Below are 25,120 nucleotides of genomic sequence, written 5' to 3'. Positions count from 1 at the left end.
TGACCGTACAGAACAATATTTAAGGACTTATCGTGGGTAAAATCACCGGCTTCATGGAATTCAAGCGTCAGGACGAGAGCTATCTGCCGCCTGCTACGCGTTTGAAAAACTATTCCGAATTCGTCATCACCCTGACCAATGAACAGGCCAAGGTGCAGGGCGCGCGCTGCATGGATTGCGGCATCCCGTTCTGCAACACCGGCTGCCCGGTCAACAACATCATCCCGGACTGGAATGACCTGGTGTATCGCGGCAACTACCGCGAGGCGCTGGACACCCTGCACTCGACCAACAACTTCCCGGAGTTCACCGGCCGCATCTGCCCTGCGCCGTGCGAGTCCGCCTGTACGCTGGGCATCAACAACGATCCGGTCGGCATCAAGTCGATCGAGCACAAGATCATCGACGAAGGCTGGGAACACGGCTGGGTCGTGCCGCAGCCGGCCGAGCAGCAATCGGGCAAGAAGGTCGCCGTGGTCGGCTCCGGTCCTGCCGGCCTGGCGGCGGCGCAGCAGCTGGCGCGCGCCGGCCACGCCGTCACCGTGTTCGAGAAAAGCGACCGCGTCGGCGGCCTGCTGCGCTACGGCATTCCAGACTTCAAGATGGAAAAGTCGCATATCGACCGCCGTATCAAGCAGATGGAAGCCGAAGGCGTGGTGTTCCGCACCAGCGTGCTGGTTGGCAAGGACTTCCCTGCCAACGTCAACAACTGGGCCAAGGAAACCATCTTCCCTGAAGACCTGGCCAAGGACTTCGACGCCGTCGTCCTGGCCGGTGGCGCCGAACAGCCGCGCGACCTGCCGGTGCCTGGCCGCGAGCTCAAGGGCGTGCATTTCGCCATGGACTTCCTGCCGCTGCAAAACAAGGTCAACGCCGGCGACAAGGTCAAAGACCAGCTGAAAGCCACCGGCAAGCACGTGGTGGTGATCGGCGGCGGCGATACCGGTTCCGATTGCGTCGGCACCTCGAACCGCCACGGCGCCGCCTCGGTGACCCAGTTCGAACTGATGCCCATGCCGCCGGAGCAAGAGAACAAGCCGCTGGTCTGGCCTTACTGGCCGACCAAGCTGCGCACCTCCTCGTCGCACGAGGAAGGCTGCGAGCGTGACTGGGCGGTGGCCACCAAGCGCCTGGAAGGCAAGAACGGCAAGGTCGAGAAGCTGGTCGCCTGCCGCGTCGAGTGGAAAGACGGCAAGATGGCTGAAGTGCCGAACTCGGAATTCGAGATGAAGGCCGACCTGGTGCTGCTGGCCATGGGCTTCGTGTCGCCGGTCGCCAACGTGCTGGACGCTTTTGGTGTCGAGAAAGATGCACGCGGCAACGCCAAGGCCACCACGGACGGCGAAGGCTGTTACAAGACTTCCGCCCCCAACGTATTTGCCGCCGGCGATGTGCGCCGCGGCCAGTCGCTGGTGGTGTGGGCGATCCGCGAAGGCCGCCAATGCGCGCGCGCGGTCGATGAGTTTTTGATGGGTACTTCGGAACTACCGCGCTAATCCCTGCGGCCGAAGTAGCCTGTCTCCGCCGGTAGTGAATGGGTGATCCCCGTTCCTGCCGGTTTTTTTTATTCTGTCGTGGTAAGCCTTGCCATTCCGGCCACCGCCCTTGGATCGATTCGCATCGCCCGCGCGCGCGCCTGCGCGGCCAGGCTCATATCGCCGCAGTGTTCCCACGCTATGGCGAGATCGAGCAGCGCCTCCGCCGAACGCGGTCCCAGGCTGACCGCGCGGCCGTAGGCGCTGGCCGCGTGCCGCCATTGCCCCAGCATGCGCTCGGCCATCCCCAATCCGGACCAGGCGAAATAATCGCGGCCGTCATGCGCGATCGCGGCGCGGAAGCTGGCTGCCGCCAATTCCCATTCCCGCTGCGCAAGCTGGGCCCGGCCCATCCACATGGCGGCGTTGATTGGCGGCGTGGCTGCTGCCGGGGATGCCGCCTGGGTGCGTGCCAATGCGCCCAGGCGTGTCATCGCCAGCGGCCAGTCCCCGCTGGCGAAGGCAACCATGCCTTCGGTCGCATCGGCCCAGTCGCCTCCCGCCCGCACCAGCGGAAAGTCGCGTGTGATGGCCAGGCATTCGTCGAACTGGCCGGCCAGCAGCAACTGCTCGGCCAGCGCGATGCGCACGTTCAGGTCGACGTCGAAGCGGTACTCCAATGCGCGCAGCTGCTCCAGCGCCGCGCTGCGGTCGCCGCGCAACGCCGTCATCGTCGCCAGCGTCAGGCGCGTCTCGCATTCGACGCTACGGGCAAATGCAATTTGCGGCGCGAAATCGGGCAGCGTCAAACCCTCTTGTTCGAACATCGCCAATTCCGCTGCCGACAATGCCGGCGACGACGGGGTGACGCGGATCCCGGCCGGCGTCAGCGGCGCCACCGCAGCTGCGTTTGCTTTCATGCGGACCGGCGCGGCGGCCAGCGCCTCGTCGATCACGCGTCCGTCGAGCTCGCTGGCGACTGGCAAGCCCAGCACCAGCGCCACGGTCGGCCAGATATCGCAGGCGGCCACCGGTGCGATAGCCTGGTCGCGCGCGATGCCGGGGCCGCACAGCAGCATGAAACCGGCGTCGCGCGCACCGTTCGACAGGACCGCGAAGCAGGCCTCGCGGCCCGCGAGATTTTGGTAGCGGCCGCACAGCAGGTCGAGAAACTGGTGGCAGCGGGCCAGACAGAGGCGCGCGGCCTGCCGGTCCGGCACGCCGGCCAGCGCGGCGGCCATGACGGCGATAAACGGCAGGCGCAACACCAGCACCTCGGCGCCGCGTTGTTCGATGGCGGCAGTTCCCAGCGCGTGCAGGGTCGCGCATTCGGCCAGCGCCGCCGCCGCCGTGCCCGCCAATCGGCGCCGGGCGGCCGTGTCCAGCGGACTTAGCAGGAAGTGCAGGTCTGGTGCCTGGATGTCGCCGGGCGCCAGGCGCGCGGCGTGCACCAGCTCGCGCACCTCGGGCGGCCAGACCGCTTGCGGGTCCAGCGGCCAGGCGTGTTCGTCGTCGGCCGGCGCGGCGCTGGCACCGGGGGCGACGACGGTGCCGTGGCGCAGCCGCAGTCCGCGCGTGACCGGCCAGCCGATCACGGCCGCGTGGCGGCCTGCGTTGTCGGCCGCGTGCCAGATGGCCTCGGTGCGCAGCGCGGCGGCGCCGGGCGCCTGCATGAACAGCGAGCCGTCGATGGCCGTCAGCGGGTGCAGGATGCCGTGGCGGTCCGGCTGCATGCCGGTGGCGACGCTGGTCCAGCCGCTGTCGGCGCAGGCCGGCAGCGGAAAGTCGAGCGGCGCCCAAGTGCCGGCGCCCACCAGGCTGGACAGAAAGGGCGTCAGTCCGCCCTCGTCCAGTTCCTGCAACAGATTCCAGTCGACGCCGTCGAGCGCCAGCATGACCAGCGCGGGTGCGCTCCGCGCTTCAGAGGGCGAGTGCATAGGTATGGGTGGTGTGCAGCAGCGTGGCGTCGGTGCGGCGGGCTATCTGCAAGGTGGCTCTGGCGGCGTCGTTGCAGCTGAACCGGAAGCGTGGCCGCGCCAGCGCCGCCAGTTGCCGGGCGGACGCGTCCAGCAGCAGCAGGGCCGGCCAGCCGTGGCGATGGCCGGGTTGGGTGATCCACAGGTCCACTTCGGGCAATTCCTGGTTCGGCTTGCACAGCAACAAACCGATCAGCTCGCCATTCAGTTCGACCACCTGCGACAGCACGGCGCAAGCCGGGTCGGCCAGTGCGGCTTCGAAGCGGGCGGCGGCGGTGCCGAGGGGGAGCCGGGCGTAGCTGCCGTACAGCGCGATGGCCTGCGGCAGATGGCGCGGCGCCAGCGGCATGGCGGCGGCGCCGGCTGGAATACGCCGGCCGGCGTGCAGGCGCTCGAGCATCAGACTGGTCTGCTGGCAGGCGTTGCGGGTGTCCACCTCAAAATGCAGCACCGCGCGCTGCGGTGTGAATCCCTTGCGCGCCAGGAAAGGCGGTGCGTCGGCGCTGTCCCATTCGCCCCAGGCGTGCAGGTAATCGACGTCCCATTGCCGCAGCGCCACGCTCAGCGCCGCCAGCAGCGCGCCGCCGATGCCGCGCCGGCGCTGCGAGGGCAGCACGAAGATGGCGCCGCGTAGTCCGCTGCGCCGCACTTCCCACGGAATAGCTGAAAACGCCGCCGCGCCGACGATCGCGTGGTCGTTGGCGCGGCGGGCGAGCAGCACCGATTCGGTCGCCACGCCCAGGTTGGCGACGTCGGGCAGCAAGGCGAAAGCCAGGTCGAGTTCGCCCGGTTGAGCCACGGCGACATGCACCGTCGCCATCGGCGGCACTACCTCGCTTCAGGCCGGCAGCGCGGCGTCGTTGCGCCGGCCGCGGCCTTTGCGGCGGTAGGCGGCGATGCCGGCCAGGCCGCTGGCCAGCATCAGCAGCGACGACGGCTCGGGTACCGGACTGGTGAAGGCGGCCGCGCCGGCGGCCACTGCGGCGCCGGTATTGTCGTAACCGTAACCGTTGAGTGTCACTACGTACGGGACATTGGCGGCCCTACCGGTCATCGAGTCCTGGATGGACACGTCTATCCAACCGTATTGCGTCTGCTGCCCGCTGGCGAACTGGAACGGCACCAGCAGGTTGTCGCCGATATTCTTGTTGGTCATGGTGCTGGCCAGCACCGGGTAGTTGTTGCATTGCTGGCTACCGCCAGAGCCTTTGCCGACGTTGTTGCAGGGTCCCATGATCGAGCCTACCCGCGCGTTGGTGGTCAGGTCCAGGGTCGTCGTGCCCGACATCGTCAGCGACGGCCCGATCAGCGCGCCGGCGGCCACCGCGCCTGCCGCCACGCCCTGGGCGGCGACCTTGACCGAGCGGTCATAAACGTAGAAGGCGTAGAGGGAACCGCCCCCGGCCGAGATATAGGTGGTGCCGTAGACGGACCAATTATCCGCCAGCGAGAAGTCGGTGGTGCCGTTGTGGTCTACATCCACGGCGATAGAAGCGAGGGGGGGATTGCCGACGCCGGGCGACCGCCCTCCCAGCGTCTGGTTGATGCCGTCGACCCGGATCACGTCGGCATGCGCCGCCAGCGAGGTCAGGGCCAGCAGCGCGGCGGTACCGGCGAGTTTTTTGTTAGGCAACATGTTGGATGGACTTGGCATGGCGGCTCTGTTTCGAAAAGGGAACAGGGATTGTCATCATTTACACATATGTTGTCAATCGACATATTGTTTCTGGCCGCAACAATGTCGCATAGATGTTGTGCGATGCAGCAATGTAACAATTCTTGATAGGTGTAAATTGCTGACTTTAGGTTCAGTAGTGTTGTATTATCTGCTACTTACGATGCGTCTTCCTGTCACAAAAGACGGGGGCGCCAGCAGAGATTAACCTTTCTGCACTACAATACGGCATTAAAAACAATGAGTTCAGTCGTGGCTAATCTAGTCGAAATCCGTGATTTACACTTCTCCTATGGAAAGCGCTCGATCCTGTCGGGGCTCCAGATGGACTTCCCACGCGGGAAGGTAATCGCAGTGATGGGCGGCTCGGGCAGCGGCAAGACCACGGTGTTGCGCCTGATCGGCGGCCAGATCCGCCCGCAGCGCGGCCACGTCAAGGTGCAGGGCCAGATCGTGCACAAGCTCAACACCGCCGGCTTGTATCTGCTGCGCCGCAAGATGGGCATGCTGTTCCAGCACGGCGCGCTGTTCACCGACCTGACCGTTTTTGAAAACGTCGCCTTCCCGCTGCGCGAGCATACCGACTTGCCGGAAGAGCTGATCCGCAACCTGGTGCTGATGAAGTTGCACGCCGTCGGCCTGCGCAACGCCGCCAAGCTCAAGCCGGGCGAAATCTCCGGCGGCATGGCGCGCCGCGTGGCGCTGGCGCGTTCGATCGCGCTGGACCCGGAACTGATTATGTACGACGAGCCGTTCGCCGGCCTCGACCCGATCTCGATGGGCGTCACCGCCAACCTGATCCGCAACCTGAATACCGCGCTGGGCTCGACCACCGTGCTGGTGTCGCACGACGTCAAGGAATGCTTCGCCATCGCCGACTACGTGTACTTCCTGTCGCAGGGCAAGATCGTCGCCCACGGCACGCCGGCCGACATGGTGGTGTCGACCGACCCGTACGTGAAGCAGTTCGTCAACGCCGAGGCCGATGGCCCGGTGCCGTTCCACTATCCAGGCAAGTCCCTGGCCGATGACCTGGGCCTGGGAGTGCACGTCTTATGAGCATCAAGAACTGGTTGTCCAAGCTGGGCGCGCCGCTGCGCGATTACGTTGAAAGCATAGGCTACGGCGCCCGTACCTTCGGCAACATGCTGGGCGTGTCGCCCGGCCTGCTGCGGCGTCCGGCGCTGTTGGTCGAGCAACTGCACTTCATCGGCAATTATTCGATGCTGATCATCACCCTGTCCGGCCTGTTCGTCGGCATGGTGCTGGGTCTGCAGGGTTACTACACGCTCAACAAATACGGCGCCGAGCAGTCGCTGGGCCTGCTGGTGGCGCTGGGCCTGACCCGCGAACTGGGCCCGGTGATCACCGCGCTGCTGTTTGCCGGCCGCGCCGGCACCTCGCTGACCGCCGAAATCGGCTTGATGAAGGCCGGCGAGCAGCTGTCGGCGATGGAAATGATGGCCGTCAACCCGATCCAGCGCGTGCTGGCGCCCCGTTTCTGGGCCGGCGTGATCTCGGTGCCGCTGCTGGCGTCGGTGTTCAGCGCGGTCGGCGTGCTGGGCGGCTGGCTGGTCGGCGTGCAGCTGATCGGCGTCGACGACGGCGCGTTCTGGTCGCAGATGCAGGGCGGCGTCGACATCTGGAAAGATATTTTCAACGGTTTTGCCAAGAGCGTGGTGTTCGGCATCGCCATCACCTTCATTGCGCTGTACCAGGGTTATGAAGCCCAGCCGACCCCGGAAGACGTGGCGCGCGCCACCACCCGCACGGTCGTGATCTCATCGCTGATGATCTGGTGGCTGGACTTCATGATGACGGCGCTGATGTTCAGCAAATAAGCGTTAAAGTACAAGATAAGAAACTAAGGAATCGCTATGCAACGTAAATCTCTGGATATCTGGGTCGGTCTGTTCATCGTCGTCGGCGTCGTCGCGCTGATGTTCCTGGCGCTGAAGGCCGGCAACATGGGGTCCATGTCCTTCGGCAAGGTGTACCCGATCACCGCCAAGTTCGACAACATCGGCAGCCTGCGCCCGCAAGCGGCGGTCAAGGCGGCCGGCGTGGTGGTCGGCCGTGTGGGAGAGATCAAGTTTGATGACAAGAGTTACCAGGCACTGGTAACCTTGAACATGGAAGAAGGCTACAAGTTCCCGAAAGACAGCTCGGCCAAGATCCTGACGGCCGGCCTGCTGGGCGAGCAATACGTGGGCATCGAAGCCGGCGGCGACACCAACAACCTGGGCGCCGGCGACAAGATCGCCCGTACCCAGTCGGCCGCCGTACTGGAAGACCTGATTAACCAGTTCATCTACAGCAAAGCTGCAGACGGAAAGGACAGTAAATGACGCAACGTACCGCCAAACACCTCCGTAGCGCCGCGCTGGCGCTGGGCGTCACCGTGCTGCTGGCCGGCTGCGCCGGCCCGAACCCGCGCGACCCCTACGAGGGCTTCAACCGCGCCATGTTCAGCTTCAACGATACGGTCGACACCTATGCGCTCAAGCCGGCCGCGACGGCCTACCGCAACGTGCTGCCGACCTTCGTGCAGACCGGCGTCAACAACTTCTTCGGCAACCTGGCCGACGCCTGGACCGGCGTCAACAACTTGCTGCAAGGCAAGGGCGAAGCCGGCATGTCGGACGTCACCCGCTTTGCGCTCAATTCCACGCTGGGCATCGTCGGCCTGTTCGACATCGCCTCGGAAGCCGGCCTGCAAAAGCACAAGGAAGACTTCGGCCAGACGCTGGGCACCTGGGGCGTGCCGTCCGGCCCCTACCTGATGCTGCCGCTGCTGGGCCCATCGACCGTGCGCGACACGGTGGCCTTGCCGCTTGATATCAAGGGCGATATCTGGGCCTACAAGGAGCCGGTCTACATCCGCAACACCGGTACCGCGCTACGCGTGGTCGACCAACGTGCTAACCTGCTCAACGCGACCAGCCTGCTGGAAGACGCCGCGCTGGACCGCTACGAGTTCATCCGCGACGGTTTCCTGCAACGCCGCGAAAGCCAGATCCACCCTGACGGCGACGATGCTCCGCGCAAGTCGACGAAGGACGATTCGGCCGAGATCGACGCCAAACCGGCGGCCGTGCCTGGCGCTGCGCCGGCCACTGCCGCACAAAGTTCTATCCCCGTGTCATCCGAATCGGCGCCAAAAGAGTTAAACTCTGGCGCACCGGCTGCGGCTACCGCCAGCCAGTGACCCCGAAGAACCACACAAAGGTAACGACAACATGAAATTGATCAAACAACTTATCGCTTTAGTAACTGTTGCGCTGGCCGTCAACGCCCACGCGGCCGCCGCGCCGTCCAACGAAGCACCGGACGTGCTGGTCAAGCGCATCAGCCAGGAAGTGATCGAGACCGCCAAGGCCGACAAGTCCATCCAGTCCGGCGACCAGAAGAAAGTGCTCGACCTGGTCGAGAGCAAGATTTTGCCTTACGTCGATTCGCAGCGCATGACCGCGCTGGCGGCCGGCCGCTTCTGGCGCGACGCCACGCCCGAACAGCAAAAAGCGCTGTCGGAACAGTTCCGCACGCTGCTGATCTTCACCTATTCCGGCGCGCTGTCGCAGATTAAGAACGAAACCATCGAATTCAAGCCGATGCGTTCCGATCCGGCCGACAACGAAGTGGAAGTGCGTTCGCAGGTCAACGTCGCCCGCGGCGAACCGATCCCGCTGAACTACCGCGTCGCCAAGACCCCGTCGGGCTGGAAGATCTACGACATCAATGTGCTGGGCGCATGGCTGGTCGAGACCTACAAAGGCACGTTCGCCTCCGAAATCAGCAAGGGGGGCATCGACGGCCTGATCAAGACGCTGACGGAAAAGAACAAGTCGCTGGCCAACAAACCCCTGAAAACCGTCGCCAAGTAAGCCATAACCAAGCCAACACGCCATGTCTAACGCCGTATCCGAAGCCATCGACAACTTGCAGTCGCTCACGACCCTGACCGTGCTCAACGCCTCCGCGGCGCTGGAGCGCGGCCTGTCGGCCCTCAAGGCCGGCCAGACCGTGTTCGACCTGCGCCATGTGTTGACGGTGGATTCGGTGGCGGTGTCGGTCATGCTGGCGTGGCAGCGCGCCGCCCAGGATGGCGGCGTCAAGCTGGAACTGAAAAACCTGCCGCCGGCGCTGCAAAGCCTGACCAAGCTGTACGGTGTGTGTTCGCTGCTGTTCCCGCCAGAGGTCAAGCTGGAGCAGGACGGCGCCGCGGCGAGCAATCCCGCCCACGAAGAATTCGCTCCGGTCCATGCACCGGAATCCTTCTTCACCCCCAAGACCGGTCTCGCCGACGACCCGGCTTCGCACCACCATCATTGACCCTCGCCGCACCCCCCGCCGCTTGTTGTTCCCCCGGTAAATAGCCAGTCTGGCTCTGCCGATCCGAATTTCCAATATAATTGAACGTTGCCGCTGCCTGAGAGCCGCGGCGCCCGCAGCATCTTCCGCCTTTTTGGCACCTACGCGCCGGACCCGTGCCGCCGCACCTTACAGATAAGTCAAGCATGACAGCGATCCAAATAAGTAATGTCGAGAAGCGCTACAAGTCGCTCCAGGCACTGGGCGGCGTGTCCCTTTCGATCGAAGAGGGCGAGTTTTTCGGTCTGCTGGGCCCCAACGGCGCGGGCAAGACCACCCTGATTTCCATCATCGCGGGCCTGATCCGTCCCGACGCCGGCAAGGTCACCATCCACGGCCATGACGTCACCGGCGATTTCCGCGCCGCCCGCAAGATGCTGGGCGTGGTGCCGCAGGAGCTGGTGTTCGACCCCTTCTTCACGGTGCGCGAGACGCTGCGCCTGCAGTCGGGCTACTTCGGCCTGCCGAACAACGACGCCTGGATCGATGAGGTGATGCACAACCTCGACCTGACCAACAAGGCCGACGTCAACATGCGCGCCCTGTCCGGCGGCATGAAGCGCCGCGTGCTGGTGGCGCAGGCGCTGGTGCACAAGCCGCCCGTGATCGTGCTCGACGAGCCGACCGCCGGCGTCGACGTCGAACTGCGCCAGACCTTGTGGAAGTTCATCTCGCGCCTGAACCGCGAAGGCCACACCGTGGTGCTGACCACCCACTACCTGGAAGAAGCGCAAGCCATGTGCAAGCGCGTGGCCATGCTCAAGAGCGGCAAGGTCGTCGCGCTGGACACGATGGCGTCGCTGATCCGCCGCATCTCCGGCTCGCAGCTGACGGTCAACCTGGCCGCCGGCGACCTGCCGGACGACATGCGCCACCTGGTCACGCATCCGGAGACCTCGGAGCACGGGAAGAAGTACAGCCTGCGCGTCAACGAATACGCAGAAGTCGAAGCCCTGCTGGCGCGCCTGCGCCAGTCCGGCGCCGTGATCGACGAAATGCAATTGCAACAAGCTGACCTGGAAGACATCTTCTTGCAGATCATGGACAAGGGCACCGTATGAACTTCATCTCCACCGGCTTCCGCACCCTGGTCTACAAGGAGACGCTGCGCTTCTGGAAAGTGGCCACGCAAACCGTCGCCGCGCCCATCCTGACGGCGATGCTGTACCTGCTGATCTTCGGCCACGTGCTCGAAGGCCGTGTCACCGTGTATGCGGGCGTCAGCTATACCGCCTTCCTGATTCCCGGCCTGGTGATGATGAGCGTGCTGCAGAATGCCTTCGCCAACTCGTCGTCCTCGCTGATCCAGTCCAAGATCACCGGCAACCTGGTGTTCGTGCTGCTCACGCCCCTGTCGCACTGGGAGATCTTCTCGGCCTACGTGCTGGCCGCCATGGTGCGCGGCATCGTGGTCGGCTTCGGCGTGTTCGTGGTGACGGCGTGGTTCGCCCACCTGTCGTTCACGGCGCCGCTGTGGATCGTGGTGTTCGCGCTGCTGGGCGCCGCCATCCTCGGCACCATGGGCCTGATCGCCGGCATCTGGGCCGAGAAATTCGACCAGCTGGCCGCGTTCCAGAACTTCCTGATCATGCCGCTGACCTTCCTGTCCGGCGTGTTCTACTCGATCCATTCGCTGCCGCCGTTCTGGCTGACGGTATCGCATCTGAACCCGTTCTTCTACATGATCGACGGCTTCCGCTACGGTTTCTTCGGCCAGTCGGACGTCAACCCGCTGGTCAGCGTGAGCATCGTCTCCGCCTTCCTCGTCGTGTTGGCACTGCTGGCGATACGTTTGCTGCGCAGCGGATATCGTTTACGCCACTAAGGTTTGCGCCATTAATTCCAAGGACTTCATCATGACCACTACTCCAGAACTGATCCACGGCTACCTGAGCGCCGGCCTCGAATGCACCCACCTCGAAGTGGAGGGCGACGGCCAGCACTTCCAGGCCGTCATCGTCTCGCCGGCCTTCGTCGGCAAGCGTTTGATCCAGCGCCACCAGATCGTGTACGCCGCGCTGGGCGATCGCATGCGCGAAGAAATCCACGCGCTGTCGATGAAAACCCTCACCCCTGACGAATACCAAGGATAAGCAAGCATGGACAAGCTCCTCATACAAGGCGGCAACCGCCTGAACGGCGACATCAACATCTCCGGCGCGAAGAACGCTGCGCTGCCTATCCTGTGCGCCGGCTTGCTGACGTCGGGCGATGTCGAACTGTCCAACGTGCCGCACCTGCACGACGTGGCGACCATCCTCAAGCTGCTGGGCCAGACCGGCCTCAAAGTGGCGCAGGACGGCGACAAGGTCACGCTCAATGGCAGCGCCATCGACAAGCTGGAAGCCCCGTATGAGCTGGTGAAAACCATGCGCGCCTCGATCCTGGTGCTGGGCCCATTGCTGGCGCGCTTCGGCGAAGCCAAGGTCTCGCTGCCGGGCGGCTGCGCCATCGGCTCGCGTCCGGTGGACCAGCACATCAAGGGCCTGCAGGCGCTGGGCGCGGACATCACCGTCGAAGGCGGCTACATCTACGCCAAGTGCAAAAAGCTCAAGGGCGCGCGCATCGTCACCGACATGATCACCGTGACCGGCACCGAGAACCTGCTGATGGCCTCCACCCTGGCCGAAGGCGAGACCGTGCTGGAAAACGCCGCCTGCGAACCTGAAGTGACCGACCTGGCCAACCTGCTGGTGGCGATGGGCGCGAAGATCGAAGGCATCGGCAGCAACCGCCTGGTGATCCAGGGCGTGGCCGAGCTGCACGGCGCCAAGCATGCCGTGATCTCCGACCGTATCGAAGCGGCGACCTTCCTGTGCGCAGTGGCTGCCACCGGCGGCGACATCACCATCCGCAACACCCGCGTCGACATCATGGACGCCGCGCTGGACAAGCTGCGCGAGGTCGGCCTGCAGATGACCATCGGCGACAACTGGATCCGCGCGCAGATGGACAAGCGTCCGACGCCCGTGACCTTCCGCACCACCGAATACCCGGGCTTCCCGACCGACATGCAGGCGCAGTTCATGGCGGTGAACACCATCGCCGATGGCGCCAGCCGCGTGACCGAAACGATCTTCGAAAATCGCTTCATGCACGTGCAGGAGATGAACCGCCTGGGCGCGTCGATTGAAACCGACGGCAACACCGCCTTCATCAAAGGCGTCGAGCAGCTGGTGGGCGCGCCTGTGATGGCGACCGACCTGCGCGCCTCGGCATCGCTGGTGATCGCGGCGCTGACCGCGCGCGGCGAAACGCTGATCGACCGCATCTACCACCTCGACCGCGGCTACGACCAGATGGAAGTGAAACTGTCCGCAGTGGGCGCCAACATCAAACGGATTAAATAACATGAGCGCATTCCAGGCCAACTCGCAGCTGATCCTCGCGCTGTCGAAGGGACGTATTTTCGAGGACACCCTGCCGCTGCTGGAAGCGGCCGGCATCACCGTCACCGAAAACCCGGAGACATCGCGCAAGCTGATCCTGTCGACCAACGATCCTGACGTGCGCGTCATCATCGTCCGCGCCACCGACGTACCGACCTATGTGCAGCACGGCGCGGCGGACTTTGGCGTGGCCGGCAAGGACGTGCTGCTGGAGCACGGCGGCGAAGGCCTGTACCAGCCCATCGACCTGAACATCGCGGCCTGCCGCATGTCGGTCGCCGTGCGCAACGGTTTCGACTACGAGACCGCCGTGCGCCAGGGCGCGCGCCTGCGCGTGGCCACCAAGTTCGTGGAAACCGCGCGCGAGCACTTCGCCAAGAAGGGCGTGCACGTCGACCTGATCAAGCTGTACGGCTCGATGGAACTGGCGCCGCTGGTCGGCCTGTCGGACGCCATCGTCGACGTGGTCAGCACCGGCAACACGCTGCGCGCCAACGACCTGAAAGAGGTCGAAGCGATCATGGACATCTCGTCGCGCCTGATCGTCAACCAGGCCGCCTTGAAGATCAAGCGCGCCCGCCTGCAACCGATCATCGAAGCATTCGAACGCGCCTCTAAAAAGTAAATCATCATGTCGATTCAAATTACCAAGCTCGATTCCACCCAAGCCGATTTCAAAAAGTCCCTGGATGCCCTGCTGGCATTTGAAGCGAGCACCGATGAAGCGATCGAACGCGCCGTCGGCGGCATCCTGGCCGACGTCAAGGCGCGCGGCGACGCCGCCGTGCTGGAATACACCAACCGCTTCGATCGCATTCCGAACGGTGGCGCCACCAGCATGGCCGCCTTCGATATTCCCGAAGCCGAACTGCAGGCCGCGCTGGCCGCGATTCCCGAAGCGCAGCGCAACGCGCTGCACATCGCCGCGCAGCGCATCCGCGTATTCCACGAGCGCCAGAAGCAGGAACTGAACGGCTTCACCTACACCGAGGCCGATGGCACGGTGCTGGGCCAGAAGGTCACGCCGCTGGACCGCGTGGGCATCTACGTCCCCGGCGGCAAGGCCGCCTATCCATCGTCGGTGCTGATGAATGCGATTCCCGCGCACGTCGCCGGCGTCGAAGAGATCATCATGGTGGTGCCGACCCCGGACGGCGTGAAGAACCAGATGGTGCTGGCCGCCGCCGCGATTGCCGGCGTCACCCGCGTCATCACCATCGGCGGTGCGCAGGCTGTCGCCGCGCTGGCGCACGGCACCGAGACCATCGCGCCGGTCGACAAGATCGTCGGCCCAGGTAACGCCTACGTGGCCGCCGCCAAGCGCCGCGTGTTCGGCATCGTCGGCATCGACATGATCGCCGGCCCTTCCGAAATCCTGATCATCTGCGACGGCACCACCGACCCGGATTGGGTGGCGATGGACCTGTTCTCGCAGGCCGAGCACGACGAACTGGCGCAAGCCATCCTGCTGTGCCCCGACGCCGGCTACATCGCCAAGGTGGAAGCGAGCATCAACAAGCTGCTGCCGACGATGCCGCGCGCGGAAACGATCCGCACCTCGCTGACCGACCGCGGCGCGCTGGTGAAAGTGCGCGACATGGCCGAGGCCTGCGCCATCGCCAACAGCATCGCCGCCGAACACCTGGAGATCTCGGCCGAGAACCCGCAGCAGTGGGCCGACCAGATCCGCCACGCCGGTGCCATGTTCCTCGGCCGCTACTCGTCCGAATCGCTGGGCGACTACTGCTGCGGCCCGAACCACGTGCTGCCGACCTCGCGCACCGCGCGCTTCTCGTCGCCGCTGGGCGTGTACGATTTCCAGAAACGCTCGTCGATCATCCACGTCAGCGAAGCCGGCGCGCAAACGCTGGGCAAGGTCGCGGCCGAACTGGCCTACGGCGAAGGCCTGCAAGCCCACGCCCGCAGCGCGGAGCTGCGCCTCAAATGAGCGAAGCATGGATCAATCAGGTCTTCTGTGAGGATGCGCTGACCGGCCTGGCGCGCATCCCGGACGGTTCCATCGACCTGATACTGACCGACCCGCCGTACAACCTGGGCAAGGACTACGGCAACGACTCCGATTCGCAGACGGTGGAAGAGTACCTGCGCTGGACCGAGCAGTGGATCGACGCCGCGCTGCCCAAGCTCAAGCCCAACGGCAGCCTGTACATCTTCCTGACCTGGCGCTTTTCGCCGGAGATCTTCGTGCTGCTGAAAAAGCGCATGACGATGATGAACGAGATTATCTGGGACCGCCGCGTGCCGTCGATGGGCGGCAGCGTGCGCAGCTACTCGTCGGTGCACGACACCATCGGCTTCTTCGTGCGCCGCAAGGATTACTACTTCGACCTGGACTCGGTGCGCATTCCCTACGACGCCGAAACCAAGAAAGCCCGTTCGCGCTCGATCTTCATCGGCGCAAAATGGCTGGAAGTGGGCTACAACCCCAAGGATTTGTGGAGCGTATCGCGCCTGCACCGTGAGCATCCCGAGCGCGCCGACCATCCAACGCAAAAGCCGCTGGAGATCATCGAGCGCATGCTCAAGGCTTCGTGCCCGCCGGATGGCGTGGTGCTGGACCTGTTCATGGGCAGCGGCACGACGGCGATCGCCGCCAAGCGCTGCGGCCGAAATTTCGTCGGCTTCGAACTGAATCCGGACTACTGCGCCATCATTGCCGAACGTCTCGCCATGCCGGAGGTGCCCGCACCGCCGGAGAAGAAGAAAAAATCCGCTGTTAAACGAAGTTTAGTCAACTCATAGGAGCCTTAGTAAGATGTCTTCCATCGACACCCTGGTCAACACCACCATCCGCTCCGACGTGCGCGCCATTCATGGCTATCACGTCGCCGACGCGAGTGGTTATATCAAACTGGACGCGATGGAGAACCCTTACCACCTGCCGCATCATCTGCGCGAGGAGCTGGCCCGCCGCCTGGTGGAGGTGACGCTGAACCGCTACCCGGTCGCCTCCTACGCCTCCATCAAGCAAAGCGTGTGCGCCAAACTGGGCGTGCCGGCCGGTTACGACGTCATGCTGGGCAACGGCTCCGACGAACTGATCTCGATCCTGTGCATGGGCTGCGCGCTGCAGGACCGCCGCGCCGTGGTGCTGGCGCCGACGCCATCCTTCGTCATGTACCAGCGCTCGGCGCAATTCGCCGGCATGGACTACGTCGGCGTACCGCTCAGGGCCGACCTGACGCTGGATATGCCGGCCATGCTGGCCGCGATCAAGCAGCACAAGCCGTCGCTGGTGTTCCTGTCCTATCCCAACAACCCGACCGGCAACCTGTTCGCGGCGGACGATATCGTCGCCATCATCAAGGCGCTGGACGGTTTCGGTCTGGCGGTGGTCGACGAAGCCTACGAGCCGTTCGCGCAGCAGACCTTTATGCACCGCCTGCCGGAATTTAACAATCTGGTCGTGATGCGCACCGTATCGAAGCTGGGCCTGGCCGGCATCCGCCTGGGTTACATGTCGGCGGCGCCGCAATTGCTGGCGGAGTTCGACAAAGTGCGGCCTCCTTACAACATCAACGTGTTGACGCAGGCAGCGGCCGAATTCGCGCTCGACCACGTGGAGGTGCTGAACCAGCAGGCCACCGCTTTGCGCGCCGCACGCGCCGATCTGACGGCGGCATTGGCCGCTATGCCCGGCGTCGAGGTATTTCCCTCGGCGGCGAATTTTATCTTGATTCGGGTGCCAAATTCCGACGATGCCTACGCGAAACTGCTGTCCCGCAAGGTATTAGTCAAAAATGTAGGTAAAATGCACGATGTGCTGGCCAATTGTTTGCGTATCACGGTCAGTACCCCGGAAGAGAATTCCACCTTCCTCGATGCCTTCGCCGCATCGCTGGCATCCTGAGACCCATCGCGAGCCCTTCATGAACCGCACCGCAGAAATCATCCGCAACACCAACGAGACGCAAGTCCGCGTTTCCATCAACCTTGACGGCACCGGCCAGCAAAAGCTGAACACCGGCGTGCCCTTCCTGGACCACATGCTGGACCAGATCGCCCGTCACGGCCTGTTCGACCTGGACGTGGAAGCGACCGGCGACATCCATATCGACAACCACCACACGGTGGAAGACGTCGGCATCACGCTGGGCATGGCCGTGGCCAAGGCCATCGGCGACCGCAAGGGCATCGTCCGCTACGGTCACTCGTACGTGCCGCTGGACGAGGCGCTGTCGCGCGTGGTGCTGGATTTCTCCGGCCGTCCTGGCATCGAGTACCATATTCCGTTCACGCGCGCGATGATCGGCACCTTCGACGTCGACCTGACGCTGGAATTCTTCCGCGGCTTCGTCAACCACGCGCTGGTCACGCTGCACATCGATAACCTGCGCGGCACCAACGCCCACCATCAATGCGAAACCGTGTTCAAGGCCTTCGGCCGCGCGCTGCGCATGGCGTCCGAGCTGGACCCGCGCGCCGCCGGCACCATCCCGTCGACCAAGGGCAGTCTGTAGAAGATACATCATGAAAAAAATCGTAGTAGTTGATTACGGCATGGGTAATCTGCGCTCGGTCGCGCAGGCCCTGCGCGCCGTCGCGCCCGAAGCCAATGTGCTCATTTCCGGCGAAGTGGCCGACATCGAATCGGCCGACCGCATCGTGCTGCCCGGCCAGGGCGCCATGCCGGATTGCATGCGCAGCCTGCGCGAATCCGGCGTGCAGGAAGCGCTGCTGGTGGCCGCCAAAACCAAGCCGCTGATGGGCGTGTGCATCGGCGAGCAGATGCTGTTCGACGTCAGCGAGGAAGGCGATGCCGCCGGCCTCGGCCTGTTGCCGGGTAAAGTGGTACGCTTCCAGCTGGACGGCCAGATCCAGGAAGACGGCTCGCGCTTCAAGGTGCCGCAGATGGGCTGGAACCAAGTCCACCAAAACGCGTCTCACCCGATGTGGCAGGACATTGCCGACAACAGTTATTTCTATTTCGTGCACAGCTATTTCGCCCAGCCTGAGCGGACCGAGCACACCGTTGGACAAACCGTCTACGGTGCGGCGTTCAGTTGCGCCGTCGCCCGTGATAATATTTTTGCGACCCAGTTCCACCCGGAGAAAAGCGCCGCGGCCGGATTGCAGTTGTACAAAAATTTCGTTCACTGGAACCCTTGATTTCATTTACCCCTTAAATCTACTGAAACCATCATGCTGCTCATTCCTGCCATCGACCTCAAAGACGGTCACTGCGTTCGCTTGAAACAAGGCGATATGGAACTCGCCACCGTATTTTCCGAAGACCCGGCCGACATGGCCCTGCACTGGCTCAAGCAAGGCGCGCGCCGCCTGCACCTGGTCGACCTGAACGGCGCCTTCGCCGGCAAGCCGAAGAACGAAGCCGCGGTCAAGGCCATCCTGAAAGTGGTGCAGGAATACGCCGAAGAAAACGACCTGGATGAAATCCCCGTGCAGCTGGGCGGCGGCATCCGCGACCTCGACACCATCGAGCGCTACCTGGACGCCGGCATCAGCTACGTCATCATCGGCACCGCCGCGGTCAAGGAGCCGGGCTTCCTGCACGACGCCTGCGGCGCCTTCCCCGGCCACATCATCGTCGGCCTGGACGCCAAGGACGGCAAGGTCGCCACCGACGGCTGGAGCAAGATGTCCGGCCACGAAGTGATCGACCTGGCCAAGAAGTTCGAAGCCTACGGCGTCGAATCGATCATCTACACCGACATCGGCCGCGACGGCATGATGGGCGGCGTGAACATCGAAGCCACCGTCAAGCTGGCGCAGGCGGTCAAGATCCCGGTCATCGCTTCGGGCGGCCTGCACAACCTGGGCGACGTCGAAGCGCTGTGCGCTGTCCAGGACGAAGGCATCGAGGGCGTGATCTGCGGCCGTTCGATTTACGAAGGCACCATCGACCTGGCCTCGGCCCAGTTGCGCGCGGATGAACTGAGCGGCGACCTGGAAGTCGACTCGGAAGAAAACTAAAGTCAAATATCATGCTCGCTAAACGCATCATCCCCTGCCTGGACGTGACCAATGGCCGCGTCGTCAAAGGCGTCAATTTCACCGAGCTGCGCGACGCCGGCGACCCGGTGGAAATCGCCCGCCGCTACGATGAGCAGGGCGCCGACGAACTGACCTTCCTCGACATCACCGCCACCAGCGACAACCGCGGCCTGATCCTGGACATCATCGAAGCCGTCGCTTCGCAGGTGTTCATTCCGCTGACGGTGGGCGGCGGCGTGCGCGAAGTGGCCGATGTGCGCCGCCTGCTCAACGCCGGCGCGGACAAGGTCAGCATGAACTCGTCGGCGGTGTCGAATCCGCAGCTGGTGTTCGACGCCTCGCAAAAGCACGGCTCGCAGTGCATCGTGGTGGCGATCGACGCCAAGCAGATCGCGCCCGGCAAGTGGGAAGTGTTCACCCACGGCGGCCGCAAGGCCACCGGCATCGACGCCATCGAATGGGCGAAGAAAATGGAACAGCTGGGCGCCGGCGAAATCCTGCTCACCAGCATGGACCGCGACGGCACCAAGTCCGGCTTCGACCTGGGCCTGACGCGCGGCGTGTCCGACGCAGTCAGCATCCCGGTGATCGCCTCGGGCGGCGTCGGCGGCTTGCAGGACCTGGCCGACGGCATCAAGCTGGGCAAGGCCGATGCGGTGCTGGCGGCCAGTATCTTCCACTACGGCCAGCACACCGTGCAGGAAGCCAAGCGCTTCATGGCGCAACAGGGCATTCCGATGCGCCTGGCGTAGTTTTTAACAGTATGGAAATGAAGATGTCGACTACCGCAAGCGCCTTGGCCAAGGCTAAATGGCTGAAGAAAATCCAGTGGGACGAGCACGGCCTGGTGCCGGTTATCGCCCAGGAAGCGGGCAGCAACGATGTGTTGATGTTCGCCTGGATGAACCGCGACGCGCTGGCCAAGACGGTCGAGCTCGGCGAAGCAGTCTACTGGAGCCGCTCGCGCAAGAAGCTGTGGCACAAGGGCGAGGAGTCCGGCCACGTGCAGAAGGTGCTGGAAATCCGCCTCGACTGCGACGAAGACGTGGTGCTGCTGAAGATCGAACAGGCCGGCGGCATCGCCTGCCATACCGGCCGCCATTCCTGCTTCTTCCAGAAGTTCGAAGGCGACGCGCTGGAAGGCGACTGGCAGAACACCGAGCCGGTGCTGAAAGATCCATCCGACATCTACACCCCCGCCACCGTGGCGAAAACCAAAGCAAAGAAATCCACATGAGTACTATCCTGGACCGCCTGGCCGACATCATCGAGTCGCGCAAACTGGCCAACGGGGGCGATCCCGCCACGTCCTACACCTCCAAGCTGTTCGCCAAGGGCGACGACGCCATCCTGAAGAAGATCGGCGAGGAAGCCACCGAAACCGTGATGGCCGCCAAGGATGCGCGCGCCGGCGGCGACAGCGGCAAGGTGCTGTACGAGGTGGCCGACTTGTGGTTCCATACGCTGGTGCTGCTGGCCCAGTTCGATCTGAAGCCGCAGCAGGTACTCGACGAGCTGGCGCGCCGCGAAGGCGTTTCCGGCATAGCCGAAAAAGCCGCTCGCAAGGAATAATCCCCCATTTACGGAGTCGTTGTGGAAAACTGCCTGTTTTGCAAAATAGCCGAAAAGAAAATCCCCTCAGCCATCGTCTACGAAGATGAAGACCTGCTGGCCTTCAAAGACATCAACCCGGCCGCGCCGGTGCATTTGCTGCTGATCCCGAAGAAACATTTCTCGACCTTGTCGGATTGCAGCGCCAATGAAGCGCCGCTGCTGGGCAAGATGCTGGCGCTGGCCCCCCGTCTGGCAGAGGAAGCCGGCTGCGGGGTCGGCTATGATGCGGACGGCACGCCGACCGGCGGTTACAAGACCCTGATTAACAGTGGTCCCAACGGCGGCCAGGAGGTGTACCATTTACATCTGCACGTGATCGGCGGCCCGCACCCTTGGCGCGGACAACGCTAGTCGCCATGGCGTTATATCGCTAGCCGCATGACATCTACATGACAGGCTGCGGTTCGCTTATACTGTTGCAGCAGTTCTCGAATCAACGGATAAATTGGGCGCATGCGCCTTGCAAGGGGAATATGATGGGTTCATTCAGTATTTGGCATTGGTTGATCGTCCTGGTGATTGTGATGCTGGTATTCGGCACCAAAAAACTGGGCAATATGGGTTCGGACATCGGCAAGGCCGTTAAAGGCTTCAAGGATGGCGTCAAGGGCGACGACGACAAGCCAGCTGCGCCAGCCGCTCCCGGCACCATCGACGTCGACGCTAAAGAGAAGAAGTAAGCTGGGGGAGCGGTGCTCCCTTTTCGCTGAAACACCCTTATGATCGATCTCGGTCTTACCAAACTTGCTGTGATCGGCGTGGTTGCGCTGGTCGTCATCGGTCCTGAAAAGCTGCCCAAGGTAGCGCGCATGGCCGGGACGCTATACGGCCGCGCCCAACGCTATCTGAACGAAGTCAAATCCGAAGTCTCGCGCGAAATCGAACTGGAAGAGTTGAAAAACCTCCAGAAAGAAGTGCAGGCGGCGGCCGAGAGCGTGAAGGCGGACGTCGAAAGCTCGATGTCGCAGCACGTGGCCGAGGTGGAGAACGCCTGGCACGACACGCCGACCATCCACTCGCCGACCATCAGCAACGTCACCACCGACGACCTGTCGCGCAAGGCGCGCGAGTTCCGCCGCAAGAAGCTGGTGCGCAATTCGGCCATCCCCGGCTGGTACAAGCAGCGTCACGGCGGCAAGAAGCACGTGACCTCCGGCGCTGCGCGCGTGAAGCGCTTCCGCCCCGGCAGCAACTCCTCTTCTTCGTTCTACTAAATGACTACACCTGAAAAGGGCGAAGAGACCTTTATCTCTCACCTGATCGAATTGCGCGACCGTCTGGTCAAGGCATCGATCGGCATTGCCATCGTCTGCATCGCGCTGATGATCTGGCCCGGTCCGTCGCAGATCTACGATTTCATCGCGCGGCCGATGATCGCCTCGCTGCCGGTCGGCTCGAAGATGATCGCCACCGGCGTGATCTCGCCTTTCCTGGTGCCGATGAAGGTGACGCTGGTCATTTCCATCATCCTGTCGCTGCCGTGGGTGCTGTACCAGCTGTGGGCCTTCGTGGCGCCCGGCCTGTATGCGCATGAGAAGCGGCTGATCGCGCCGCTGGTGATTTCGTCGTCGGTGCTGTTCATGGCCGGCGTGGCGTTCTGCTACTTCCTGGTGTTCGGGCGCGTGTTCCAGTTCATTTCCGAGTTTTCGCCGCACTCGATCGCGGTGACGCCGGATATCGAGAACTACCTGGATTTCGTCATGTCGATGTGCCTGGCGTTTGGCGCGACCTTCGAGGTGCCGGTGGTGGTGGTGATTTTGGTGCGGATGGGTTTGGTGACGGTGGCCAAGCTGAAAGAGATACGGCCTTACGCCATCGTGGGCGCCTTCGTGATTGCCGCGATCGTCACGCCGCCTGATGCGGTCAGCATGTTCTCGCTGGCGGTTCCGATGTGCCTGCTGTTCGAGCTGGGCCTGCTGGTGGCGCCGATGTTCGTGCGCATGTCGACGGCGCCGGAAGAGAAGGCCTGATCTGCCTGGCTATGGCAGCCGGCTCAATATTTTAAAAAGCACGCCGAGCGTTACGCCATGTAGCGCCAAGGAGAGTCCGGTCAGCATGTAAAGTATGTTGAACCGGATATTCATGTGCGCTTTCAACTCGGCGATCTGTGCTTTCAACTCGACGATCTGTGCTTTCAACGCGTCGATCTGTCCTTTCAACGCGTCGATCTGCCCTTGCATGTCGCTACGCAGCTTCTCGATCTGTCCTTGCAGGTCACTACGCAGCTTCTCGATCTGCGCTTGTATTTCGCTACGCAGCTTTTCGATCTGCGCGTGCACATCGCTGCGCAGCATCTCGATGCGTGCGACAATATCCGTCTTCAGCAATAACAGATCGCCGGGCGTCACCGTGGACTGGGCTAATGCGTCGCGCAAGGCCAGCGACTGGGCCTCGGCTTGCTGCTGAGGCAACCCTGCTTCCTCGAGTTTTCTGGCGTATGAAAGGGTGTCGAATTTGATAGCCATATTCATGACCGCTCCCTGATTTAATCGTAGCAGAAACCGGGCAGAATGCGAACCGGCTCACTATCGTATCGAATCAATGGTTGAGTCGTTTGCGCGCACTCAAGTGCGCGCAAACCCATGCGACGCTACTGCGTCATCAAGCCCTTGATCACCCGCACCGGCGCGCTGCCGTAGCTCAGGAATTGCTCGTGGAATTCCTTCAGGTTGAACTTGGCGCCCAGCTGCTGCTTGCGCTGCTCGCGCAGTTCCATGATCTCGCTGTAGCCGCTGAAATAGCTGGTCAGCTGCACCGACGACACCTGCACCCGATGCCATTTCTCAACAGCCTCGCTGCGCGTCTGGAAGGCCTGGCGCGTCAGCAGGTCGATCGCCTGCTCTTCGGTCATGCCCAGCACGTGCACGCTGTAATCGAGGATGGTGTTGGTCACGCTGCGCAGGTTCCATTTCGAATACATCAGCCACATCTCCGGCGCGTTGTCGCCGTAGCCGGACTCCAGCATCATGCGCTCGCCGTACACCGCCCAACCCTCCACCATCGCGCCATTGCCGAAGATGGATTTGACGATAGACGGCGACTTGTTGGCATACACCAGCTGCGCATAGTGCCCCGGTATCGCCTCATGAATATTCAGGATCTGCAAGATCCAGTAGTTGTACTCGCGCAGGCTGCTCTCGGCCGCTTCCGGCGTCGCGCCGTCGAGCGGCGTCACGTTATAGAAGGTGCGGTCCTGCGGACGATATGGTCCCGGCGCATCGATGCTGGCGCCCGCCACGCCGGCCTGGTAGGCAGGTGTCGCCCTCACTTCCAGCTGCTTCTTCGGATCGAGCGTCAGCAGGTTGTGGCTGATCACCCAGTCCTGCAGCACCGGCACCTGGCGGCGGATCTCTGCGAAGAAATCCTCGCGCTTGACGTGGCGCTCGGACAGCTTGTCGATCACCTTGCCGATCTTGGCAAAACGGTCGGCCGGCTTGGCGGTGGAACCCATGGTCTTGTCCCACAGCTCGTCGGAGATGCGCTCCATATTGGCCAGCAGCTCTTCGCGCGCGGCCAGCGCCTTTTGGTAGGTCTGTTCGGCGCTGCTGCCGGACTGGATGTCGAAGGTGAATTTTTTCTCGTACAGTTCTTTGCCCAGGCGGAAGGTGCGGCGGCCGCTGGTGTCCATCTGCTTGTCCATCTCGGTCAGGAAGGCCACATAGCCGTCAACCGCGGTCAGCGCCGCGTTCACGCGCTGGGTGAACAGCTGCTTCTCCACCGGCGTCAGGATCGACGCCTGCGCCGCCTTGTCCACCTCGGTCAGCAGGGTCTGCACGCCGGGCGCCTGGGCGATCGCCAGGCGCGTGTGTTCGCGCGTCGGGTTGACGATGTTGGCGCGCGCCGCATCGTAGTAGGCCGGGATGCCGGCGATGCGCTTGAGCAGCGTGCGCAGGCGCTGCGGCTGGGCCGCGTATTCGGTGTTGAGGATCAGGTCTATCGGGCCGGCCACGTTGTAGCTGGCCGGGTTCCACTCGTATTCCTTCAAGGTGGTCAGGCGGAAGCGGTCGCTGTCGAGCTTGTTGATCAGCAGCGCCAGGTCGGTGCGCTGCTTGGCCGACAGCTGGCTGGCGTTGATCGCGCCGAAGCGCTGCTTCCACTCGTCGATGAAAGCCAGTTCCTTGGCCTGGCCAGCCTTGTCGGGGATGGACAGCGTGGCGGCGGTATCGTACTTGCCGGCGTAGATCGCGCTCTCCGAATCGATGCGCCACAGCGCGTTGAGGAACTGGCTGCTCTGGCCGTCGAAGGAGCGGTCCTGGCGGCGTTCCGGCGTGCCGGACGGCTTCAGGGATGGCGCGGCGACGGCGGCCACCACCGCGGCGGCGGCGACGGCTTTCGTCTTGCCGTGCTTGCCGGCGCTCTTGCTGCTGGTTTTAGTGCCTTTAGTGCTCTTGCCGGACTTGCCGCTTTTCGCGTGGGCCGTGTGGCTGCTGCTCTTGCCGCCGCTCTTGGCCGAAGTGTGGCTTGTCTTGTGGTGCGTGGTGGCGCCGGCTGGTGCGACGGCGAGCGTCGTCATCAATACAGCCAGTGCGATTTTTGTCTTGATCATCTTGAACAGCCTTGTCGATAAAATGGCCGGGCGTACCGGGCCGAAGCGGAGGAGATTATCATTAATCCGCAGGTTTGAGCGCATCCGGTTTGTAACCG

At 63.3% G+C, this 25,120-nt stretch carries 30 protein-coding genes; 25 read left to right on the top strand and 5 right to left on the bottom strand.

Going from position 1 to position 25,120, the window contains the following annotated elements; genetic code table 11:
• Positions 1-32 precede the first annotated feature (32 nt).
• Positions 33-1,496: a glutamate synthase subunit beta gene (locus AC07OK_RS20145; RefSeq protein ID WP_494691957.1), complete on the top strand. Its 1,464-nt coding sequence runs from the start codon at positions 33-35 to the stop codon at positions 1,494-1,496.
• A 68-nt stretch (positions 1,497-1,564) separates the two neighbouring features.
• Here AC07OK_RS20145 and AC07OK_RS20140 read toward each other — a convergent pair whose 3' ends face one another.
• From AC07OK_RS20140 to AC07OK_RS20130, 3 genes are read right to left on the bottom strand one after another with little or no spacing between them, the layout of a single operon-like run.
• Entirely contained in the window at positions 1,565-3,412 is a 1,848-nt protein-coding gene (locus AC07OK_RS20140; protein ID WP_494691956.1) for a tetratricopeptide repeat protein, read from the bottom strand.
• Complete coding sequence (locus AC07OK_RS20135) at positions 3,396-4,271, bottom strand: GNAT family N-acetyltransferase (protein WP_494691955.1); 876 nt, start codon at positions 4,269-4,271, stop codon at positions 3,396-3,398. The genes AC07OK_RS20140 and AC07OK_RS20135 overlap by 17 nt, the downstream gene beginning before the upstream one ends.
• 18 nt (positions 4,272-4,289) lie before the next feature.
• On the bottom strand, positions 4,290-5,105 hold the full coding sequence (locus AC07OK_RS20130) for a PEP-CTERM sorting domain-containing protein (protein ID WP_494691954.1): 816 nt from the start codon (positions 5,103-5,105) through the stop codon (positions 4,290-4,292).
• A 261-nt stretch (positions 5,106-5,366) separates the two neighbouring features.
• On the opposite strand from AC07OK_RS20130, the gene AC07OK_RS20125 reads away from it, so the two are divergent.
• From AC07OK_RS20125 to tatC, 24 genes are all read left to right on the top strand, one after another.
• Entirely contained in the window at positions 5,367-6,185 is an 819-nt protein-coding gene (locus tag AC07OK_RS20125; RefSeq protein ID WP_494691953.1) for an ABC transporter ATP-binding protein, read from the top strand.
• Positions 6,182-6,967 (top strand): lipid asymmetry maintenance ABC transporter permease subunit MlaE, encoded by a 786-nt coding sequence (gene mlaE, locus AC07OK_RS20120; RefSeq protein WP_494691952.1) that lies wholly within the window; start codon positions 6,182-6,184, stop codon positions 6,965-6,967. Before AC07OK_RS20125 ends, mlaE begins: the two co-directional genes overlap by 4 nt.
• Positions 6,968-7,003: 36 nt before the next feature.
• Complete coding sequence (gene mlaD / locus AC07OK_RS20115; protein WP_494691951.1) at positions 7,004-7,474, top strand: outer membrane lipid asymmetry maintenance protein MlaD; 471 nt, start codon at positions 7,004-7,006, stop codon at positions 7,472-7,474.
• Positions 7,471-8,334 (top strand): MlaA family lipoprotein, encoded by an 864-nt coding sequence (locus AC07OK_RS20110; RefSeq protein WP_494691950.1) that lies wholly within the window; start codon positions 7,471-7,473, stop codon positions 8,332-8,334. The genes mlaD and AC07OK_RS20110 overlap by 4 nt, the downstream gene beginning before the upstream one ends.
• 31 nt (positions 8,335-8,365) lie before the next feature.
• Positions 8,366-9,010 (top strand): MlaC/ttg2D family ABC transporter substrate-binding protein, encoded by a 645-nt coding sequence (locus AC07OK_RS20105; RefSeq protein WP_494691949.1) that lies wholly within the window; start codon positions 8,366-8,368, stop codon positions 9,008-9,010.
• Positions 9,011-9,032: 22 nt separating this feature from the next.
• Positions 9,033-9,458, top strand: coding sequence for an STAS domain-containing protein (locus AC07OK_RS20100; protein ID WP_494691948.1), 426 nt, complete (start codon positions 9,033-9,035; stop codon positions 9,456-9,458).
• Between the two features lie 185 nt (positions 9,459-9,643).
• A complete protein-coding gene (locus tag AC07OK_RS20095) occupies positions 9,644-10,558 on the top strand; it encodes an ABC transporter ATP-binding protein (RefSeq protein WP_494691947.1) in 915 nt (304 codons plus the stop codon).
• Positions 10,555-11,322, top strand: coding sequence for an ABC transporter permease (locus tag AC07OK_RS20090; RefSeq protein WP_494691946.1), 768 nt, complete (start codon positions 10,555-10,557; stop codon positions 11,320-11,322). The genes AC07OK_RS20095 and AC07OK_RS20090 overlap by 4 nt, the downstream gene beginning before the upstream one ends.
• A gap of 31 nt (positions 11,323-11,353) precedes the next feature.
• Positions 11,354-11,590, top strand: coding sequence for a BolA family protein (locus AC07OK_RS20085; RefSeq protein ID WP_008443072.1), 237 nt, complete (start codon positions 11,354-11,356; stop codon positions 11,588-11,590).
• 6 nt (positions 11,591-11,596) lie between these two features.
• The gene (murA, locus tag AC07OK_RS20080) at positions 11,597-12,847 is read left to right on the top strand and encodes a UDP-N-acetylglucosamine 1-carboxyvinyltransferase (protein ID WP_494691945.1); all 1,251 of its coding nucleotides are present in this window, start codon (positions 11,597-11,599) and stop codon (positions 12,845-12,847) included.
• A gap of 1 nt (position 12,848) precedes the next feature.
• The gene (gene hisG / locus AC07OK_RS20075; protein WP_217941591.1) at positions 12,849-13,511 is read left to right on the top strand and encodes an ATP phosphoribosyltransferase; all 663 of its coding nucleotides are present in this window, start codon (positions 12,849-12,851) and stop codon (positions 13,509-13,511) included.
• A 6-nt stretch (positions 13,512-13,517) separates the two neighbouring features.
• On the top strand, positions 13,518-14,834 hold the full coding sequence (gene hisD, locus AC07OK_RS20070; RefSeq protein ID WP_494691944.1) for a histidinol dehydrogenase: 1,317 nt from the start codon (positions 13,518-13,520) through the stop codon (positions 14,832-14,834).
• Complete coding sequence (locus tag AC07OK_RS20065) at positions 14,831-15,649, top strand: DNA-methyltransferase (RefSeq protein ID WP_332853871.1); 819 nt, start codon at positions 14,831-14,833, stop codon at positions 15,647-15,649. Before hisD ends, AC07OK_RS20065 begins: the two co-directional genes overlap by 4 nt.
• Positions 15,650-15,662: 13 nt before the next feature.
• On the top strand, positions 15,663-16,757 hold the full coding sequence (hisC, locus tag AC07OK_RS20060) for a histidinol-phosphate transaminase (RefSeq protein WP_494691943.1): 1,095 nt from the start codon (positions 15,663-15,665) through the stop codon (positions 16,755-16,757).
• A gap of 19 nt (positions 16,758-16,776) precedes the next feature.
• Positions 16,777-17,367 carry an imidazoleglycerol-phosphate dehydratase HisB gene (gene hisB / locus AC07OK_RS20055; RefSeq protein ID WP_008443061.1) on the top strand — a complete coding sequence of 197 codons (591 nt, stop codon included), beginning with the start codon at positions 16,777-16,779 and terminating at the stop codon, positions 17,365-17,367.
• A 10-nt stretch (positions 17,368-17,377) separates the two neighbouring features.
• Positions 17,378-18,016, top strand: a complete 639-nt coding sequence (hisH, locus tag AC07OK_RS20050; RefSeq protein ID WP_116991409.1) for an imidazole glycerol phosphate synthase subunit HisH — start codon at positions 17,378-17,380, stop codon at positions 18,014-18,016.
• A 33-nt stretch (positions 18,017-18,049) separates the two neighbouring features.
• A complete protein-coding gene (gene hisA, locus AC07OK_RS20045) occupies positions 18,050-18,841 on the top strand; it encodes a 1-(5-phosphoribosyl)-5-[(5-phosphoribosylamino)methylideneamino]imidazole-4-carboxamide isomerase (RefSeq protein WP_494691942.1) in 792 nt (263 codons plus the stop codon).
• A gap of 11 nt (positions 18,842-18,852) precedes the next feature.
• Complete coding sequence (gene hisF, locus AC07OK_RS20040) at positions 18,853-19,614, top strand: imidazole glycerol phosphate synthase subunit HisF (protein WP_494691941.1); 762 nt, start codon at positions 18,853-18,855, stop codon at positions 19,612-19,614.
• A 23-nt stretch (positions 19,615-19,637) separates the two neighbouring features.
• On the top strand, positions 19,638-20,099 hold the full coding sequence (gene hisI, locus AC07OK_RS20035) for a phosphoribosyl-AMP cyclohydrolase (protein WP_494691940.1): 462 nt from the start codon (positions 19,638-19,640) through the stop codon (positions 20,097-20,099).
• Complete coding sequence (locus tag AC07OK_RS20030; protein WP_217941599.1) at positions 20,096-20,434, top strand: phosphoribosyl-ATP diphosphatase; 339 nt, start codon at positions 20,096-20,098, stop codon at positions 20,432-20,434. The genes hisI and AC07OK_RS20030 overlap by 4 nt, the downstream gene beginning before the upstream one ends.
• Positions 20,435-20,455: 21 nt before the next feature.
• On the top strand, positions 20,456-20,827 hold the full coding sequence (locus tag AC07OK_RS20025; RefSeq protein WP_494691939.1) for a histidine triad nucleotide-binding protein: 372 nt from the start codon (positions 20,456-20,458) through the stop codon (positions 20,825-20,827).
• A 125-nt stretch (positions 20,828-20,952) separates the two neighbouring features.
• A complete protein-coding gene (gene tatA, locus AC07OK_RS20020) occupies positions 20,953-21,156 on the top strand; it encodes a Sec-independent protein translocase subunit TatA (RefSeq protein WP_026334731.1) in 204 nt (67 codons plus the stop codon).
• A 39-nt stretch (positions 21,157-21,195) separates the two neighbouring features.
• Entirely contained in the window at positions 21,196-21,690 is a 495-nt protein-coding gene (gene tatB, locus AC07OK_RS20015) for a Sec-independent protein translocase protein TatB (protein WP_494691938.1), read from the top strand.
• Positions 21,691-22,446 (top strand): twin-arginine translocase subunit TatC, encoded by a 756-nt coding sequence (gene tatC, locus AC07OK_RS20010; protein WP_494691937.1) that lies wholly within the window; start codon positions 21,691-21,693, stop codon positions 22,444-22,446. It abuts the gene before it with no gap.
• A 9-nt stretch (positions 22,447-22,455) separates the two neighbouring features.
• On the opposite strand, the gene AC07OK_RS20005 is transcribed toward tatC, so the two are convergent.
• Together AC07OK_RS20005 and AC07OK_RS20000 are read right to left on the bottom strand one after the other, a co-directional pair.
• On the bottom strand, positions 22,456-22,947 hold the full coding sequence (locus AC07OK_RS20005) for a coiled-coil domain-containing protein (protein WP_494691936.1): 492 nt from the start codon (positions 22,945-22,947) through the stop codon (positions 22,456-22,458).
• A 119-nt stretch (positions 22,948-23,066) separates the two neighbouring features.
• Positions 23,067-25,022 (bottom strand): DUF885 domain-containing protein, encoded by a 1,956-nt coding sequence (locus tag AC07OK_RS20000; RefSeq protein WP_494691935.1) that lies wholly within the window; start codon positions 25,020-25,022, stop codon positions 23,067-23,069.
• Positions 25,023-25,120 lie beyond the last annotated feature (98 nt).

Source organism: Duganella sp. GW821-FHT07G03 (assembly GCF_059418605.1).
This window is presented reverse-complemented; position numbering and strand designations above follow the sequence as displayed.

What these genes read in the sequence shown, in the direction of transcription:
- AC07OK_RS20140 (WP_494691956.1), bottom strand. Translation starts at nt 3,412, where the DNA reads ATGCACTCGCCCTCTGAAGCGCGGAGCGCACCCGCGCTGGTCATGCTG.
- AC07OK_RS20135 (WP_494691955.1), bottom strand. Translation starts at nt 4,271, where the DNA reads ATGGCGACGGTGCATGTCGCCGTGGCTCAACCGGGCGAACTCGACCTG.
- AC07OK_RS20130 (WP_494691954.1), bottom strand. Translation starts at nt 5,105, where the DNA reads ATGCCAAGTCCATCCAACATGTTGCCTAACAAAAAACTCGCCGGTACC.
- AC07OK_RS20125 (WP_494691953.1), top strand. Translation starts at nt 5,367, where the DNA reads ATGAGTTCAGTCGTGGCTAATCTAGTCGAAATCCGTGATTTACACTTC.
- mlaE (WP_494691952.1), top strand. Translation starts at nt 6,182, where the DNA reads ATGAGCATCAAGAACTGGTTGTCCAAGCTGGGCGCGCCGCTGCGCGAT.
- mlaD (WP_494691951.1), top strand. Translation starts at nt 7,004, where the DNA reads ATGCAACGTAAATCTCTGGATATCTGGGTCGGTCTGTTCATCGTCGTC.
- AC07OK_RS20110 (WP_494691950.1), top strand. Translation starts at nt 7,471, where the DNA reads ATGACGCAACGTACCGCCAAACACCTCCGTAGCGCCGCGCTGGCGCTG.
- AC07OK_RS20105 (WP_494691949.1), top strand. Translation starts at nt 8,366, where the DNA reads ATGAAATTGATCAAACAACTTATCGCTTTAGTAACTGTTGCGCTGGCC.
- AC07OK_RS20100 (WP_494691948.1), top strand. Translation starts at nt 9,033, where the DNA reads ATGTCTAACGCCGTATCCGAAGCCATCGACAACTTGCAGTCGCTCACG.
- AC07OK_RS20095 (WP_494691947.1), top strand. Translation starts at nt 9,644, where the DNA reads ATGACAGCGATCCAAATAAGTAATGTCGAGAAGCGCTACAAGTCGCTC.
- AC07OK_RS20090 (WP_494691946.1), top strand. Translation starts at nt 10,555, where the DNA reads ATGAACTTCATCTCCACCGGCTTCCGCACCCTGGTCTACAAGGAGACG.
- AC07OK_RS20085 (WP_008443072.1), top strand. Translation starts at nt 11,354, where the DNA reads ATGACCACTACTCCAGAACTGATCCACGGCTACCTGAGCGCCGGCCTC.
- murA (WP_494691945.1), top strand. Translation starts at nt 11,597, where the DNA reads ATGGACAAGCTCCTCATACAAGGCGGCAACCGCCTGAACGGCGACATC.
- hisG (WP_217941591.1), top strand. Translation starts at nt 12,849, where the DNA reads ATGAGCGCATTCCAGGCCAACTCGCAGCTGATCCTCGCGCTGTCGAAG.
- hisD (WP_494691944.1), top strand. Translation starts at nt 13,518, where the DNA reads ATGTCGATTCAAATTACCAAGCTCGATTCCACCCAAGCCGATTTCAAA.
- AC07OK_RS20065 (WP_332853871.1), top strand. Translation starts at nt 14,831, where the DNA reads ATGAGCGAAGCATGGATCAATCAGGTCTTCTGTGAGGATGCGCTGACC.
- hisC (WP_494691943.1), top strand. Translation starts at nt 15,663, where the DNA reads ATGTCTTCCATCGACACCCTGGTCAACACCACCATCCGCTCCGACGTG.
- hisB (WP_008443061.1), top strand. Translation starts at nt 16,777, where the DNA reads ATGAACCGCACCGCAGAAATCATCCGCAACACCAACGAGACGCAAGTC.
- hisH (WP_116991409.1), top strand. Translation starts at nt 17,378, where the DNA reads ATGAAAAAAATCGTAGTAGTTGATTACGGCATGGGTAATCTGCGCTCG.
- hisA (WP_494691942.1), top strand. Translation starts at nt 18,050, where the DNA reads ATGCTGCTCATTCCTGCCATCGACCTCAAAGACGGTCACTGCGTTCGC.
- hisF (WP_494691941.1), top strand. Translation starts at nt 18,853, where the DNA reads ATGCTCGCTAAACGCATCATCCCCTGCCTGGACGTGACCAATGGCCGC.
- hisI (WP_494691940.1), top strand. Translation starts at nt 19,638, where the DNA reads ATGTCGACTACCGCAAGCGCCTTGGCCAAGGCTAAATGGCTGAAGAAA.
- AC07OK_RS20030 (WP_217941599.1), top strand. Translation starts at nt 20,096, where the DNA reads ATGAGTACTATCCTGGACCGCCTGGCCGACATCATCGAGTCGCGCAAA.
- tatA (WP_026334731.1), top strand. Translation starts at nt 20,953, where the DNA reads ATGGGTTCATTCAGTATTTGGCATTGGTTGATCGTCCTGGTGATTGTG.
- tatB (WP_494691938.1), top strand. Translation starts at nt 21,196, where the DNA reads ATGATCGATCTCGGTCTTACCAAACTTGCTGTGATCGGCGTGGTTGCG.
- tatC (WP_494691937.1), top strand. Translation starts at nt 21,691, where the DNA reads ATGACTACACCTGAAAAGGGCGAAGAGACCTTTATCTCTCACCTGATC.
- AC07OK_RS20005 (WP_494691936.1), bottom strand. Translation starts at nt 22,947, where the DNA reads ATGAATATGGCTATCAAATTCGACACCCTTTCATACGCCAGAAAACTC.
- AC07OK_RS20000 (WP_494691935.1), bottom strand. Translation starts at nt 25,022, where the DNA reads ATGATCAAGACAAAAATCGCACTGGCTGTATTGATGACGACGCTCGCC.